The 15,633-nt window shown below is 59.4% G+C and carries 21 protein-coding genes; 8 read left to right on the top strand and 13 right to left on the bottom strand.

What is annotated here, in order from left to right; all coding sequences use genetic code 11:
- Window positions 1-215: 215 nt before the first annotated feature.
- The 5 genes from IPK17_RS00105 (at window position 216) to IPK17_RS00085 (ending at window position 3,436) form a co-directional block, all read left to right on the top strand.
- Complete coding sequence (locus tag IPK17_RS00105; protein WP_343415634.1) at window positions 216-1,502, top strand: ADP-ribosylglycohydrolase family protein; 1,287 nt, start codon at window positions 216-218, stop codon at window positions 1,500-1,502.
- Window positions 1,444-2,043, top strand: coding sequence for a hypothetical protein (locus tag IPK17_RS00100; RefSeq protein ID WP_343415633.1), 600 nt, complete (start codon window positions 1,444-1,446; stop codon window positions 2,041-2,043). Before IPK17_RS00105 ends, IPK17_RS00100 begins: the two co-directional genes overlap by 59 nt.
- An 8-nt stretch (window positions 2,044-2,051) precedes the next feature.
- Entirely contained in the window at window positions 2,052-2,192 is a 141-nt protein-coding gene (locus IPK17_RS00095) for a hypothetical protein (protein ID WP_343415632.1), read from the top strand.
- Between the two features lie 21 nt (window positions 2,193-2,213).
- A complete protein-coding gene (locus tag IPK17_RS00090) occupies window positions 2,214-2,378 on the top strand; it encodes a LamG domain-containing protein (RefSeq protein ID WP_343415631.1) in 165 nt (54 codons plus the stop codon).
- A gap of 623 nt (window positions 2,379-3,001) precedes the next feature.
- On the top strand, window positions 3,002-3,436 hold the full coding sequence (locus tag IPK17_RS00085; protein ID WP_343415630.1) for a hypothetical protein: 435 nt from the start codon (window positions 3,002-3,004) through the stop codon (window positions 3,434-3,436).
- Window positions 3,437-4,437: 1,001 nt separating this feature from the next.
- Here IPK17_RS00085 and IPK17_RS00080 read toward each other — a convergent pair.
- From IPK17_RS00080 to IPK17_RS00030, 11 genes are all read right to left on the bottom strand, one after another.
- Window positions 4,438-4,653: a hypothetical protein gene (locus tag IPK17_RS00080; RefSeq protein ID WP_343415629.1), complete on the bottom strand. Its 216-nt coding sequence runs from the start codon at window positions 4,651-4,653 to the stop codon at window positions 4,438-4,440.
- A gap of 110 nt (window positions 4,654-4,763) precedes the next feature.
- Window positions 4,764-5,141 (bottom strand): tetratricopeptide repeat protein, encoded by a 378-nt coding sequence (locus tag IPK17_RS00075; protein WP_343415628.1) that lies wholly within the window; start codon window positions 5,139-5,141, stop codon window positions 4,764-4,766.
- A 62-nt stretch (window positions 5,142-5,203) separates the two neighbouring features.
- On the bottom strand, window positions 5,204-6,148 hold the full coding sequence (locus IPK17_RS00070) for a DUF5107 domain-containing protein (protein WP_343415627.1): 945 nt from the start codon (window positions 6,146-6,148) through the stop codon (window positions 5,204-5,206).
- Window positions 6,034-6,426 carry a hypothetical protein gene (locus IPK17_RS00065; protein WP_343415626.1) on the bottom strand — a complete coding sequence of 131 codons (393 nt, stop codon included), beginning with the start codon at window positions 6,424-6,426 and terminating at the stop codon, window positions 6,034-6,036. The genes IPK17_RS00070 and IPK17_RS00065 overlap by 115 nt, the downstream gene beginning before the upstream one ends.
- A gap of 2 nt (window positions 6,427-6,428) precedes the next feature.
- Window positions 6,429-6,746 (bottom strand): ABC transporter permease subunit, encoded by a 318-nt coding sequence (locus IPK17_RS00060; RefSeq protein ID WP_343415625.1) that lies wholly within the window; start codon window positions 6,744-6,746, stop codon window positions 6,429-6,431.
- The gene (locus tag IPK17_RS00055) at window positions 6,637-7,314 is read right to left on the bottom strand and encodes a carbohydrate ABC transporter permease (RefSeq protein ID WP_343415624.1); all 678 of its coding nucleotides are present in this window, start codon (window positions 7,312-7,314) and stop codon (window positions 6,637-6,639) included. The genes IPK17_RS00060 and IPK17_RS00055 overlap by 110 nt, the downstream gene beginning before the upstream one ends.
- Before the next feature lie 11 nt (window positions 7,315-7,325).
- Window positions 7,326-7,475, bottom strand: a complete 150-nt coding sequence (locus IPK17_RS00050) for a hypothetical protein (protein ID WP_343415623.1) — start codon at window positions 7,473-7,475, stop codon at window positions 7,326-7,328.
- A 103-nt stretch (window positions 7,476-7,578) separates the two neighbouring features.
- The gene (locus IPK17_RS00045) at window positions 7,579-8,016 is read right to left on the bottom strand and encodes a carbohydrate ABC transporter permease (RefSeq protein WP_343415622.1); all 438 of its coding nucleotides are present in this window, start codon (window positions 8,014-8,016) and stop codon (window positions 7,579-7,581) included.
- Window positions 8,017-8,341: 325 nt separating this feature from the next.
- A complete protein-coding gene (locus IPK17_RS00040; protein WP_343415621.1) occupies window positions 8,342-8,710 on the bottom strand; it encodes a hypothetical protein in 369 nt (122 codons plus the stop codon).
- A gap of 25 nt (window positions 8,711-8,735) precedes the next feature.
- Window positions 8,736-9,623, bottom strand: coding sequence for an ABC transporter substrate-binding protein (locus IPK17_RS00035; protein WP_343415620.1), 888 nt, complete (start codon window positions 9,621-9,623; stop codon window positions 8,736-8,738).
- Entirely contained in the window at window positions 9,602-10,795 is a 1,194-nt protein-coding gene (locus IPK17_RS00030) for an SIS domain-containing protein (protein WP_343415619.1), read from the bottom strand. Before IPK17_RS00030 ends, IPK17_RS00035 begins: the two co-directional genes overlap by 22 nt.
- A 217-nt stretch (window positions 10,796-11,012) precedes the next feature.
- On the opposite strand from IPK17_RS00030, the gene IPK17_RS00025 reads away from it, so the two are divergent.
- From IPK17_RS00025 to IPK17_RS00015, 3 genes are all read left to right on the top strand, one after another.
- Window positions 11,013-11,636: a DeoR/GlpR family DNA-binding transcription regulator gene (locus IPK17_RS00025; protein WP_343415618.1), complete on the top strand. Its 624-nt coding sequence runs from the start codon at window positions 11,013-11,015 to the stop codon at window positions 11,634-11,636.
- Between the two features lie 177 nt (window positions 11,637-11,813).
- On the top strand, window positions 11,814-12,218 hold the full coding sequence (locus tag IPK17_RS00020) for a hypothetical protein (RefSeq protein ID WP_343415617.1): 405 nt from the start codon (window positions 11,814-11,816) through the stop codon (window positions 12,216-12,218).
- Window positions 12,219-12,236: 18 nt separating this feature from the next.
- Window positions 12,237-13,292: an amidohydrolase family protein gene (locus tag IPK17_RS00015; RefSeq protein WP_343415616.1), complete on the top strand. Its 1,056-nt coding sequence runs from the start codon at window positions 12,237-12,239 to the stop codon at window positions 13,290-13,292.
- A gap of 53 nt (window positions 13,293-13,345) precedes the next feature.
- Here the strand turns inward: IPK17_RS00015 and IPK17_RS00010 are convergent, their stop codons facing one another.
- Entirely contained in the window at window positions 13,346-13,555 is a 210-nt protein-coding gene (locus IPK17_RS00010; protein WP_343415615.1) for a hypothetical protein, read from the bottom strand.
- A gap of 926 nt (window positions 13,556-14,481) precedes the next feature.
- Complete coding sequence (locus IPK17_RS00005) at window positions 14,482-14,832, bottom strand: SIS domain-containing protein (RefSeq protein ID WP_343415659.1); 351 nt, start codon at window positions 14,830-14,832, stop codon at window positions 14,482-14,484.
- Between the last annotated feature and the right edge of the window lie 801 nt (window positions 14,833-15,633).

Here is a 15,633-nt window from a genome sequence, read left to right as displayed (position 1 = left end):
CCCCTATGACTCCACTGGGAGTGAGAGTCGAGCCTGTTCCGCAAAGACAACCGGGTCGCCACCAGTCTGTTTGAGATTCCGGTGCCATTCAGCCGGGACTGGGGCTTGACCAGCGTCGGGTCAGTCGTTATGGTCATTCTGCATATTGTGCTTTTCTTGCTCCTGCAACGCCGCTTCAGCGCAGGGCTGACACAGGGGAGTTCAGGGATAGGGTCATGCTGCCAACCGACTATCTAGAACGGGTTTACGCAGGCGTACTGGGAAAAATCATCGGGGTGTATCTCGGTCGCCCCTTCGAGGGCTGGTCGTACGAGGCCATCATGGAAAACCTCGGCGAGATCAACTACTACGTGCACGAGAAGCTCAACGTGCCGCTGATCGTCACCGACGACGATATTTCTGGCACGTTCACTTTCATCCGCGCGCTGGAGGATTATGGCATCACGCGGGATATCACCCCCGCGCAAATCGGGCACACGTGGCTGAACTACATCATCGAGGAACAGACGATTCTCTGGTGGGGCGGCATGGGCAACTCCACGGAACACACTGCCTATCTGCGCCTGAAAGCGGGCATCGAAGCGCCGCGCAGTGGTTCGATTGCGCTTAACGGCAAGGTCGTCGCGGAACAAATCGGCGCGCAGATTTTCATCGACGGCTGGGGCTTGGTCGCCCCCGGCGACCCTGAACTGGCGGCGGACTTCGCCCGCAAGGCCGGGAGCGTCAGCCACGATGGCGAGGCGATCTATGGTGCGCAGGTGATCGCGGCGATGGAAGCGCAGGCCTTCGTCGAACGCGACCTCAATAAGCTGATCGATACAGCGGTCGCACTCATCCCCAAAGACTCGGTCATCGCCTATATGATCAACGATATCCGCGAATGGCACGCCAAAGAACCCGACTGGCGCGCCGCCCGCCAGCAGTTAGCCGAACGCTACGGTTACGACAAGTACGGCGGCAACTGCCACATGGTGCCGAATCACGGGCTGATTCTCTTCTCGCTGCTCTACGGCGACGACGACTTCCAGAAATCGCTGATGATCGTCAACACCTCTGGTTGGGACACCGATTGCAATTCAGGCAATGTCGGCTGTCTGCTCGGCATCAAGAACGGCTTGGCGACCATCGACCAGGGTCCCGACTGGCGCTCGCCCGTCGCGGATCGGCTGTATCTGCCGACCGCCGACGGTGGACGCTCGATCAGCGATGCGGTCGCCGAAACCTACCACCTCGTGAACATGGGCCGCGCCTTGCAGGGACAAGCCGCGCTCCAGCCGAAAGGCGGCGCGCTTCCACTTCGACCTGCCCGGTTCGGTGCAGGGCTTTGTCAGCGAAGACTCGGCAGCGGTGCGCGGCGTCGTGACTCTGGAAAACGTCGCCGATTTCAGCGAAAGCGGCTCACGGTCGTTGGCCATTCACTGTCAGGGACTCGCGGCGGGACGCGTGGCGCGCATCGAGACGCCGACCTTCATCCCCTCGCGGGAAATCGCCCGCTCCTTTGAAAAGCGCGGCTACCGTCTACTGGCCTCGCCGACGCTCTACTCGGGGCAGACTGTCCGCGCTCGTGTGGTCGCGGCGGACGCGAACAGCGACACGCTCACGGTCAGCCTGTACGCCAAGCACTTCAACGGCACGGATGACCTTTCAAGCTTGCAGAGTGATCCGCGTGAATTGACGCCCGGCCAGTCAGCGGTGCTGACATGGCGGGTGCCGGACACTCACTGCTACCCCATCGCGCAGATCGGTGTGCAGGTAACGGGGAACGGCGGTCAAGCGGGCACGGTCCTTCTCGACTATCTGACATGGGATGGCGCGCCCGACGTCGTGCTGGATCGCCCAGCGGAACGTGAACGCAACCGCACCACAGGACTCCCGGCCCGATGCTGTGGAAAGCAGCGTGGATCGATGGCTTTGACAGCCGCGAACGCCTTGTCGACCTCGACTACTGGCCGGAATCATACCGCCTCATCCAGAACCGCGGACGCGGCTTGCTTATGCAGGGCACGCGCGAATGGACAGATTATCAAGTCACGGCGCGTTTGACGCCGCATATGTGTCAGACGGGTGGCATCGGCGTGCGCGCGCAGGGCATGACGCGCTACTACGCGCTGCTGCTCGATCAGGAGAAGACGCGCCTTGTCCGCGCGCTTGAAGGCCAAGATAGCGTCCTTGCCGAAATCCCGGGCGGCTAGAAATTCGGGCACACCTACGAGTTGAACCTCAAAGTGCAGGGCAACCGCCTCACCGCATCGATCAATGGTCAGGTGGTGCTGACAGCCGAGGACCCGAACGCCGCCTACAGCGGCGGCGGCATCGCGCTCATCTCCGAAGTTGGGCGCATCGGCTGTGAACATGTCGAGGTCCGCCCATTGTCGTGATCCAGGGCATTGGAGGGGTGCGGCAGGGTGCGCCCCTCCGATTTCATGTTCGTCATCGACGGTCCCGCAAGTACCCCTAGTCTGAGACAGCGCACAACCGGACAGAAGCATTCCGCGATCTTCCCGTCTGGTTGCGGTCATTGTCGGTGTCAGACGGGATTTTTCCACCAGACAGGATATCTGGCGGCATGTCCTCAAAGCGCTCGCCGCTTATTTTCAGGAGAATGTAACGGTTGAGATGAGTAAAGTGTGTGTTGATCCGCGCTTGCAGTGGTCGCAGCTTGGCAATGTGCGCCATAATGCGCAGATGTACACATTACTCTATACGGTAACGTCGCCTTTCCGTAAGCTGCTCAGGCGGCAAGTGAAATGAAGTGGAGCGTTCAGTGTAGCCGAATACGATGCGGTGGTCGTCGGTTCGGGCCCCAACGGGCGGCGGCGGCAATCACCTTGGCACAGCGGGTTGCAAAGTCGTGGTGCTGGAAGCCAAGACTACCTTTGGCGGTGGCATGCGGACACAAGAACTGACGCTGCCTGGCTTCCAGCATGGTGTCTGTTCGGGCGTTCATCCACTCTTGGCCCCCCCCTTTTAGGGGTTTGCCCCTCCACAAATACGGTTTGGGGTGGGTCTTCCGCCAGCGGAGCTCGCGCATCCACTGGCTGGCCCGCAGTTCCGTGCTCATCGAACGGTCAGTTGCGGCGACCGCGCGCCCGCCTGGGGCGAGACGCGCAAGTCTATCAGCGACTTAGTGGATGCGCTCGTGCAGCGCGATGCTGCCATCATTCAGGAATTTCTCGCACCGCTGCACCCGGCCCAGCATCCGCTGGTCATGGCGGGTTTTGGCCTGCTGGCGCTCGCCCCGGCGCCTCCTTTGCCAATTTCGCCTTTCGCACCGGAAGCGGTGCGCGGACTGTTCGCCGGTCTTTCGGCGCACGCGATCGGTGCCGCTGGAACAACCGGGCACAGCCGCCTTTGGGTTGATACTTGGGATGCTGGCGCGCAGGGTTGGCTGGCCGCTGGCCCGCGGCGGATCGAGGGCGCGTTGCAGACGCATTGACGGCGTATCTCCGCGACTTGGGCGGAGCGATTGTCAGGGATAGCGAAGTGAAATCGGTTTGAGGATCTCCCTCCGGCCAAAAATCCGGCTGTTCGACGTAACGCCCCGCCAAGTTCGGTGCGGATCATGGGAAGCGCCTGCCCTCCGGCTATCGTCGCCAGCTGACCGTTACCGTTACGGACTCGGCGTATTCAAAATTGATTATGCTTTAGGCGAACCGGATCCGTGGCAGGCATCCGAGTGTAAGCGCGCCGGAATGATCCACCTCGGTGCGGATTTGGCTGAAATCCGGCGGGAGTAGGCGCGACGCCTTCACAGGGCGGGAGACGGATGAACCGTATACGCTAGTCACGCAGCCCGCACGCGGTTTGATCCGACCACCGCCCCCTGCCGGACAGCACATTGATTGGGCCTACTGTCATGTGCCCCACAATTCACCAGTGGATATGACCGAGCGGATTGAGAAGCAGATCGAACGGTTTGCCGCCGGGATTCAGGGATTGCGTGGTCGCACGGCACACCTATCATGCGGCGAACTGGGAAGCCTATAATCCAAATTACGTGGGTGGGGATATCAACGGCGGGTACAGATCCACGGCAGTTGTTCACTCGCCCGACCGTGCGCCTCGATCCATACTCCACTCCGCTCCCAGGCCTCTATCTGTGCTCCTCCTCAACGCCCCCAGGTGGCGGGGTTCATGGACTCTGCGAGTGGTACGCTGCCACCCGCGCATTTGCGTCACAGCAGGTAATTGGAGAATGCCCTCTCCCTGTCATGTTGGCGTATGTCTACGTCATACCGTCATTCGCGCGTTGCGCCACTCCTCGTCCGACCGAGCAGCAGGGTTAGCCGTTCACGCCAGCCTGATCCGCAATTCATCCTAACCGACAACTACTTAGTGCAGCTCCCATTCGGTTCCTCCACGGATCCGACTGCAAAGTATTTCGGAGAGCGATGCCGTATCACCTCCTCAACCAAGCCATACAAGTTTTTCTACCTTTTAGGTTTTCATGCGGAAATCGTAGGCGTTAGGTAACGGATGTTCCCGGTGCACACGCTGCATGAGCGCATCATCAATCGCTGCGTGTTCGTCCCGGCTAATCCGCTGAAGATGATAGCGATCCCAAAACTCGGTCGGGATTTCATCGCCTTCACGGTAGTCTACAATCTCAAATCCGTCCGTGAAACGCTGGCCTGCACGGTCCACTGTCGCCAAGTCACAAGCGCCGCGTCGATTTCGAGCAGTTGGATGCGTCCATGTTTCTGCATGGCTTCCGGAAGGTTATCAAAGCAGAGCCAAAAACGATTCAGCGCGCCCCGCATCGATCAGGGTGCGCGCGGTCTCGACGAGCAGCGGCAGCAAATCTGGGCGCAAACGCTGCGCTTCGAGATAGTATTCCGAGCTTGATCCCACTGCTGATCTTGCCGCGCCAGCACGGCGAGATTACGTAACGTCCACAGGGTACGCCGCTGCTCGGGCGAAGCCTCCCACGCGGACCGCGCGCCCGCGCAGTCGCCGATGTGCAGTCGCATGATTCCAAAGTGCAGCCATGCCTCCCAGCCAGCGTCGGGATGATCGGGCAACAGCGGCTTCGAGCAGTTCACGCCATTCAGCCTGAACCAACGCCCCGCCGTGAGCTCATCAGTGGCGGGGAACTGCCCGGTCTTGAGCAGTGTCAGCCGCGGCAAGGTACGCGAGCTCATGGCTGCTCCGAAATCGAGCGCTGCGCTGGCGAAGGGCGATTCACCCGCGGCTTGTCTCCGCTCTAGTTCCAAAGCGCCCCATTCGGAGCCGCGCTGGAGGATGTCTGTTGGCGGTTGGTCTTTCCACACTTCGCCGCGGGCGTACTCCGCTTCAAAAGCAGTGTGGGGGCAATTTGTTCCAGTTGACGTTCGACTTCCTGCCGCGCTTGTCCCCAATCCGCGCTATGCACCTGACGCTCATCGGCGTTGATGAGACCATAGCCTTCGAGCCATGACCACTCAGCGCGGGGTGGCATGGTGGCGTACTCGAGCTGCGTCGGCGCAAGCCCGGCCTGTATCTCCAGGTAATTGTGGTCAGGACCGTTTAGCCATTCCTGCCAGCGTTTCCCGCCCTGACCCGTGCCCCAGAGGAATAATTTGCGTCCATATAGCCGGGCGGTGGAGACCTGAAGCAGCCCCGTACCCCGGCCATCGAGCGCCGTGATCCACGGACGCTGGCCTTGAGGAATGTGGAAGAAGTAATCGGCGGCGCGCTTAAACCGGGTGGTATAGGTCACATCTTCGTTGTCGACCAGCGGAATCGGCACGGTCTGCATATCGGCGACAGACAACGCATAGCGATAGGCACTATCCGCTGGGACGAGCACCCGTACGTCCTCGGCTTCGGGCACGGCGATGTTCGACCACCAGTAGATGGGCAGCGGATGATCAAACGGATTGACCAGACGCACCCGAACGTACAGAACAGGCGAACCATCGGGCAAATACGCGTCAATCTGGTAGGCCGCCTGCCGAATACGCTCCCATTCGTACAAACGCAGGACCGGCGTTCCGTCAGGTGTATTGAGACGAGCAGCAAACAGCGGCGAACAGGTGAACGGCGTATGCGCGATCACCCCCATGTTCCATTCAACGCCCCCGCTGAACCACGCATTGCGCATCGCCAGATTAGCGGGCTGGAGCATGGGATTGACGTACAGAAGTTCCCGTCCAGTTGGCTTGTGCACCAATGACCACAACCGCGCGCCGCACTCGAGCAGGAACGTGGCGCGCAGATCTCATTCTCCAGCACAGCGACAGGCTGCGGCGTTGGCTGACGCTGGCGCGTGTAGCCATCCTGCATGGTGTAGGGCAGATAATCGGGAACGTAGCCAGCGGCGCGATCCTGCTCAGGATCGCCCGTCAGAAGCGGCTGATAATGCGGACGCTCAAAACTGGGGAGCGGATTTTCGGCTCCGAGCGGCGCGGTCGGGATAGTCCAGTGTTCGAGGCGCAGTTCGCTCACGGTTATTTGACCAATCCTAACGTCATGCCGCTGATCATGCGTTCTGAGAGAATGACGAACAGGATGACGGTCGGCACGACCACGATCACCACGCCCGCGAACAAGCCCGCCCAGTCGCCCGAATACGTCATCGAGTTCTTGAGCGTGTACAGGCTGAGCGAAAGCGGGCGCAAATCTGGCTCCTGGATGAAGATCAGCGCCAGTTGGAATTCATTCCATAAGCCGATGAAATTGAAAATGGTCGCCGTGAGTAGACCGGGCGCTGCCAGCGGCAGCATCACGCGGGAAAACACTTGAAAGTCCGTCGCCCCGTCGATCACCGCCGCGTCTTCCAATTCCTGCGGCAGTGTGCTGAAGGAACTTGGTCAGGATGTAGACCGTGAAGGGGATCGACAAACTGACGTAGATCAACACCAAGCCCGGTATTGAGTTGTTCATTCTCAAACCGGCCAGCAGAGCGAAGAGCGGAATGAACAGCAGCGGGTAAGGTATCCCGATCCCGGCGATATAGACCATCGTCAGCAGTCCGCGGCCTTTGAACTCCGCGCGGCTGAGGATGTATGCGGCGGGCGCAGACACGACCAGAATCAGAATGACGGAGGCTCCAACCGTGATCAGGCTGTTGGCAAAGGCCAGTCCCACCTGTGAGTTTGACCACACCCGATCATAGTTCACGAACTGCGGTTCGGTGGGAATCGCGAAGGGTTCGCGAAAAACCTCCCGGTTGGTTTTTACGGAGGCGAGCACCACCCATGACAGCGCAGATCGTGAAGATTGACCACGCCGCAAGGAATAAATAGGAGGAATCTGCCGCCATTGGATCAACGGCTTGCGGACAGTCCGGCTGGCGGCAGCCGCAGGCTCTAGGCTGAACGAACGCTCCGTCATCGCGCTTCCTCCTAATATTGATACGTTTCGCGGCGAGTCACCCGGCGCACGACCAACACCACGAGGATGACGACCAGCAGCAGCATCACGCCGACCGCCGTCGCATACCCCAACCGATAGATCGGCTGGCGCTGCCCGAAACCGAGAATATACAGGTACACCGCGACGGTGTACGAACCGGGATCGGTTCGAGTCCGGTGAATGAAAATGGGAATTCAAAAACTTTGAGCGCGTGGATACTCCACAGAACCATGCCAATCGAGATCACTCGGAGAGGAGCGGCACGGTGATAAAGCGAAACTGTTGGAAATCGCTCGCGCCATCGAGTTTGGCCGATTCATAGAAATCCGGTGGAATTTTATCGACGCCTGCCAACAACAGCACGACGTAGAAGCCGACCTCGATCCGCACGATGGCGATCATCATGGCGATGAAGATCGTATCCGGCCCCAACCATGGGAAGCGCGCCAGATCCGTCAGCCCGACCGCGTCGAAGACCGCGGCGAACAAGCCGGTGCGCGGGGTGTACATGTACCCCCACAGGGTTGTCAGTGCGATCACCGCGATGATGTTGGGCAGGAAGATGACGCCACGAAAGAATTTCTTGCCGCGGATGCCCGACGAGAGCATCATGGTCATCACGAATGCGAGACCGAAAATCACGATCCCGCCGACGATCAGAATGCCAACAGTGTTCCCCATACTGCGCCAGAACACGCGGTCATTCAGCAGTTCCTGAAAATTGGCCAGTCCGATGAACTGGGGGCCGCGCCGAAGCCGCTCCAGTCATACAGGCTGTAGAGGGTGCCTGAAACGTCGGGATCAGGAAGAAGACCAGATACATCACCGACGCCGGAAGCAGTAACAAAATAATGAAGCGATTCGAGATTTTCATAAATTCAGCCGCTTCGAGTCTAAATAGGCCAAACGGTTATTCAAATCGGTCGTAGGGGCGACCAAACACATCGCCCCTACGACTCACATGTTCATCCTGCCGTTGGAGAGTGACCAACAGCCGCATGCTTATTTATGACTGCGGATGATCCGCCCAGTACTGCGCCGACTGGGTGGCCATGGTCTCGACGAAGTCTTCGGGCGTGATCGCGGCCTGCCACAGACTGACATAGTTCGGATACAGGATCGTGTTCAGGTATTCGCTGTACAGCGACGCCACACCGTCCACGTCGCCATAGGTTGACGTAGCCGCCGACGCTGCCGCCAGCGCATCGGCGATGATGGGATTCCACTGAATGTATTTGTTGGTCACGCCAACCAGCGATTCGTCGGTGAACTGCTGCTGAACTGCATCCGTCATGAGGTGACGCAGGAAGGCGAACGCCTCATCCGGATGCGCCGTATCATTGGTGATCATGAACGCCAGCAGCAGGGCGTACACGTCGGTGGTTGAACCAACGCCACCTTCAATCGCCGGGAAGCTGAAGCCGCCCCGCTGGGATTCCGGGATCGGTCGCGTTCTGGAGTTCGACGGGCAGCCACGAACCGACCAGTTCCATCGCGGCGGTGCCGAAGGCCAGCGTATTCTGTCCCTGGGGCCAGACGTAGCCGAGCGTTTCCGGCGGGATGCAGCCGTTATCCCACAGGGCGCGGGTGCGCTGCGCTGCGTCCAACACTGCCGGATCGCGCCACATTTCGCCCGTCGGATCGGCGGCGGCCTGCTGGAGCCAACCGGGGCCCTTCGTGCGGGCGAGGAGTTCGGTCAGGTAGAAGGCAGCATAACCGGGTTCATTGCCTTCGGCGGCGATGGGCGCGTAGCCCGCATCGTTCAGCGTCGTGCAGGCGGCGAGGAGTTCGTCCCAGGTCTGCGGCACGGCGAGACCGACTTCTTCAAAAACGCGCTTGTCATACCAGAACTGCACGGTGTTGTAGATATAGGGCAGTTGGTAGATTTGATCGTCGAGCGAGAACATTTGCAATGTGCCGGGGAGGAAGACATCCATCAGCGGTTCTTCGTGGTCTTCGGCGGGCTGCGCCAGATAATCGTTGAGCGGCAGCGCGAAACCTTCCCGCATCAAGCCGCCGGCGATCTGGTCGGCGTCCTGATCCATCAGGTCGATCACCTGATTACCGCCGCTGATGGCCGTGCGCACCAGCGTTTGATTCTGGCGGCCATTCCACACGGCGTCGATGGTGACGTTCGGATTAGCGGCTTCAAAACTGGCGATGGCCGCCTGCAGAACGCGGGCCTGCCCTTCGGTCTCGTTCCACATGGACCAGTAGACGAGCGTCACGGGTTCCTGCGCACTCGCCATACCGAAACCGAGCGCCATCACGAGCACGCTCGCCAACACGGTGATGAGTAAAGCCTTCTTCGTGCGATTTCTCTCCTCAATAAAGCAAAACTAATTCTTCCGCACCGCCATGCCCACGACATGCACACGTGGACGACGATCACAACATTGATTGATCCAGCGAAATAACAAACGACAAATTCGCTGGTTGATCCGGTCTTGTCCATTCGAGGCGCGCGGTAGTATGCCAACAGTTGTAGCACGGGTAAGTAGGTGACGGGGCGCGCGCTGCGCGGCAGCGTCGCACTGAGCCGAACAATCTGCACAGCGCGATCCAACCCTGTCGGCTCATCACGTACGCCGAGCGCCAGAACCTGAGCGCCGCGCCCGGCCATTTCGTTGAGGACGGCGACTTCTTGCGCATACGCTTCTTCGGACAGCAGCCCGACGACTAAACTGTGGTCATTGACCATCGACATCGGCCCATGCCGGAATTCCAGCACATGGAAGGCTTCGCTGTATGAGAGAGACATTTCCTTCATTTTGAGCATCGCTTCACTGGCGATGCCGCGCAGCGCGCCCGAACCGAGGAAAAAGAAGCGTTCGATACGGCGATCCATGCCTAGCGTGCGCGCGAGGTCGCCGTAGTTGGCGATCAGGGTCTGCGCACTGTCGCCCAAGTGGGCGAGGTCGGCCAGATCCTCGCGGCCACTCAACAGAGCGGCCATGGCCTGTACGACGATCAGCATGCTGGCGAACGAGCGTGTCTGAGCCACACTCTGTTCCTGCGCTTCGGGTATTAGCACGGCGAAGTCAGCGGCGGCAGCCAAGCGACTCGCCGGGTAGCAGGTCACCACGGCAACGGCGCTGTGGGTCCGTTCACGAAACACACGGACGGCCGACAGCGTTTCAGTCGTTTCACCGGAGCGTGAAACCGCAATGAGCAGCGGATGACCACCGGGAGCGAAGACATAATCGGGCAGCAGCGCGATTTCTGACGCGGGATAAGCACAGGCATTGATGCCGATGAGCTGCTGAAACAACGCGGCGCCGACTTGCGCCAGATAATAAGTCGAACCGCAGCCGGTGAAGATCACGCGGTCAAAGGGTTGGGAAGCATAAAACGACTGGAAAGCCGCGGCGCGCTGCTGGAAGGTCGCCACCGTCTGATTCCAGACAATCGGCTGACTGCTGATTTCGGCAAAACTATAGGCTCCAGCTTCCTTACTCATAAACGACCTTTTCCATAAAATGAGGGCAACATTTCTTTGATCGTACGGAGATTTGAGTGTAACGTCAACCAATAAAATATCATTTTTGCACAAATGCGCAAGTTTCGCGGTACAAATCGGCGAATTTGTGATTGAATGTGATTATGTGTGATTGATTCAAACGTCTGCCGCACCCTCGTGCCCGAGGGAAGTCTGAGTTGAGGACACAAGACACTGTATGACGAAGCACAGCTTTTCGGGACTCGAACGCCGCGAACAACTGATCCGCTTCACCCGCATGCGCGAACGTGTCACCATTGACGAGGTGTGCGCACAGTTCAACATCAGCGCCGCAACCGCCCGCCGTGATCTTCAGTTATTGGAAGAAGCCGGCAAACTTCGGCGTTTCCACGGCGGCGCGGTCGTCGCCAAAAACGCGCCCCCCGAACCCCCCTTCTCCGAGCGAGCAACCGTTCAAGCCGCAGAAAAGCGCCGCATCGGGCAGGCAGCGGCAGCGCTGGTCGATGATGGCGATACCATTCTCCTGAGCAGCGGCACTACCGTATTGGAAGTGGCGCGCAGTTTGCGTGGACACCGCGGTCTGACGGTGGTCACGAATTCCCTGCTGGTGATTAACACGCTGGCGGACGTCCCCGATATCAATCTGATCGCGCTCGGCGGGATTCTGCGCCCGACCGAACAGTCTTTCATCGGGCACCTGGCGGAACAATCCCTCCATGATCTACGCGTCAGTAAGGCGATCATCGGGATTCGCGCCATCGATCTGGAAACCGGGCTGACCAACGACTATCTGCCTGAAACCCAAACCGATCGCAAGATCGTGAGCATTGCCCGTAAGTGATTGTGGTGGCCGACCATACCAAGGTGCGGACGGATTTCCAGCGTGTTCGTTGCACCGCTGACGGCGGTCAAGACGTTTGTTACTGATAGCCTCGCGCCGCCCGAATTCCTGTCGGCGCTGCGCGAACGCCGCATCGAGGTCTTTGCAGTCTAGTCAGGTAACCAAAGGATAGTCAAAATGGCCGTTATCAAGCCCGATGAGACGCTTTCGCCCCTCTCGCTGTCCGACTTCAAACCCCAACCGAAACTGGTCACCCGCGAAACGCAGGTCGCTCGCCCGCGCTTCCCCGTGATCGACGCGCACAACCATTTGTCACTACCGGGCTTCGGTGGTTGGGACACCCGCCCCGTCGCCGAACTGCTTGATCACCTCGATCAGGCGGATGTCGGGTGTACGTCGATCCTGACGGTGGTTGGGGCGAAGACATTTTGCACACCCATCTGGATCATTTCAAAGCCGCGGCGCCGGAGCGCTTCCGCATCTTTGGCGGCGTCGACTGGACGAAATGGGCGGAACTCGGCGACCGCTTCCCCGATTGGGCGGCAGGACGACTGCGCCAGCAAGGCGGCGCGCGGCGCCTAAGGGCTGAAGATCTGGAAAATGCTCGGCTTGACTGCGCGCGATCATCAGAGACCAACTGGTCGCCGTGATGATCCGCGCTTGGATGTTATCTGGGCGACAGCGGGGGAACTCAAGCTGCCGATCACCATTCACATTGCGGATCCGGTCGCGTTCTTTGATCCGGTAGATAACACCAATGAGCGATGGGAAGAACTCCACGATAACGTCGATTGGCAGTTTCCCAGTCCGCCCTTTCCGACCTTCCTGACCATCGTGAATGGCCTGGCCGCTGCGGTTGCCCGACATCCGAAGACCACCAGGGTCGGCGCGCATGTGGGCTGCTATGCCGAAAACCTGATGTGGGTGGGCGCGCTGCTGGATCGCTGCCCGAACTTCTGTGGACATCAGCGAACGCATGGGCGAATTGGGTCGCCAACCCTATTCTGCACGACGCTCTTCCTGAAATACGCCGACCGGATTCTGTTCGGCACGGATCGTCCGGTAGACGAAAACACCTACCCGACGTATTATCGCTTTCTGGAAACCGATGACGAGTACTTCGATTACGGGAATGCGGTTACCCCCCGGCAGGACGCTGGCGCATCTATGGGCTGTACCTGCCCGATGACGTCCTGCACAAGTGTATTACAAGAACGCCGAACGGGTCATGCTCGGCATCGAGTAAAACGAAGCACTGTAGGAACATATCGAGAAAAGGAGCAAGGTACGCGCTGCTCCTTTTCTCGCCTCACTCAGCAGACCTTACGGCTGGAAACAGTTCGACTGCCGCACCTAATGCCCCCGTGTCGGCGCCGCCTTCGCCCAGCACAATCTCGACATACGCGAAAGTTCCCGCCGGTATTTGCGGCCGGATCTCGGAAAAAGTCACCAACCAGCCGATCGAATTCAACGCGGCACGCGTCCATCAGACGTTGCCCGGTGAGGCAGTGCCCCCGTCAACGCAATACGGTGCGGGTAGAAGATCACCTTCAGGCTGGCGAGGGTCTGTCCGTCCACGTGCCCACCTGCGTCGCCAGTGGCGACCGCGGTTGGATCACCCTGCTTCGCGCGCCGCCGCAATCACCTCGTGCCTGAGACCGGATGACCATAACGTTCCTGGGCGGGGCGTTCGATCCCCGGTACACCGATCAACCCTTCGGCTGATCCGCGGATGCCGTTGAGTCGCGCGGCGCTGTCGGGTCAAGGATGACCAAGCCCGTGTTACCGCGAACGCCGCCATCGATGATCAGCGGTTTGCCCTCGACGATCAGCGCTGCGCCGAGGTCCTGTCCCCATAGCGAGAACATGAAGCGCTCGATGCCATTTGCCACACCATAGTAATTTTCTCCCCAGCGCATGCGCGGTGAGGTCATTGTTCATCAACGACGGGCAGCCCGTAACGAGCCCTCCAGCGCACCGCGCCACGTCGACATTGCGCAGTGCAGGGGTAACCTGGCGATGATCGGTCGGCGCCGCTCACGGTCAACCTCCCCATGCGCCGAGATCCCGATCCCACCAGCGACTGCACGGTATGGTTCGACTAGCCCCCATCGGCGGCGCATGAACAAGCGCGTGAAGAAAGGCGCTGGATCAGATTTCGCGCGCCTCTGTCGGGATTTGTCTCGTTGGATAATTGTTCCGTCCGGCTGTTAACACCGCCAGTTTTGTCGCCGTCCCGCCAATATCGATCTCGCAAAGCTGTTTTCATCGGGTTCACGCCAGACGATAGGCGAGGTTGTCGGGATCAAAGCCGCGTTCCACCGCTTGCAGCCAACAGATGCGTGCTGGAGCGGGGCAAATACAGCAGTTCCGCGCCCTTACTCTGGAAGACGGGAGTCCAGGGGTGATCGAAACTCCTCCTGCCAGGAGCAGCCTGTTCGCATCGCTCAGGGTAAATAACGCGAGGCCGCGACGTGCAGGATATTGAAGACGTGCGGAGGTTCTCAGCCTGCGCACCGTCGGAGGGCAGGCCGATCAACTGCGGGGTGGCTAAAGTCGCGGTAAAGTGCGGGCCATGCAGATATTCGAGCGGATGGTAAGCGGAGCCGAACAGCTTCGCCATATCTCCGCTCAGGTCTTTGAGCATGGCTTCGCAGACTAGACCACATAGAGCGCGCCCGATCCCAGAAAGACGAACTGCGATTTCGACAGGTTTTGTCTCAGCCGTCTCCACCGTCTCGGTGGACGCCAGCGTCGCGTTCCAGACGCCGGGCAGGCTGGTCTGTACGCCAGTCGCGCCTCAGAACAGGGCGGCCAACGCCGTGACCGCCAGCAGCATGCGTTGCTAAAGTGAGCGCGTCTGCACGCGGCTTTCTTCCTGCGCCGCGTCGATGGCGACCAGCACATCGGCGGTCTGCGCCAACGGATTGCCGCTTTCGCACGTCAAAAAAATGATGCTGTGCCCGCCAGCGAGATCCTTCAGCTTGGTTTCCGCCGGGCAAGCCACCGTTTCCCGCGTCGTTCCTGACCGCGAGACGCAGATCAGTAAGGCGGTGCGGTGCGCGCTGACGATCATCTCCGGGAACAACATGAGTTCGGTGGCAGAAACTGCGCGAGCGGTAATGCCGGTTCCAGCTTGCGAGGAGCGCTGCTCGACCATCCCGGCATAGTAGGTCGAGCCGCAGCCGGTAAATATGATTTCATCAAATGATGAAGATCTTCACAGCCTCTGAAGCCGTCCGCCTGCTGCTCGAACTGTCGTAATGCTTCGGTCCACAGTTGCAGGTGGCTTTCGATCTCAGCAAGCGTTTTTGATCCTAATCCCACAACCGAAGCTCCTGAACTGATGGAATGATTTGCGAGATTGTGGCATGCAAACCTGCTCTGCGGTCATACAGGCCATTGCGGAGGAATCAGATTTTGCAGACCGACTGTCGAAGAAAATCTTCCCTGGTGGGAAGGATCAGGGCCGTCTGCCTATCTCTTATGGGGGCGTGGGAGGTTTGGCAGCGTTATGAGCGCTAATAAAGAAGCGGGCCAACGGCTCCGACGGTTACTAAGCGATACAGCAACCTCAGCAGCGAGTTGTTGATCCCGCGCGGATTGGTTCGCGGCGTAGTCCGGCGTTTTTTGGAGTTAAGGCATCAAATATGGAATGACAAAAACATATGGGCATGCAAGTAATCACTTGCTTGCAGGCCACGATCGAGCATAGACCAGCATGCAAGCGGGCACTTGCACACTATGCAAGGAAGGAGACACCATGACCGATAGTCCGATAGGGGATACCAGACAGCGAATCCTGATGCCCGACTCAGTTCATATTTGGCGTCAGGTAGGTTACACGTTAGGGCCAGAAGCACCCGGACCATCGCTGAGTTAGTACAGGTGGGTCGGGGTCAACGACCCTTGTTTCGGCACTTCGGCAGCAAGAAGAACCGACGGATAGCCTGTGTTCATTCGTTCAATCAAATTGGCTTCTCAAAGAATTTCAAGA

This window comes from Candidatus Flexifilum breve, assembly GCF_016713355.1.
This window is presented reverse-complemented; position numbering and strand designations above follow the sequence as displayed.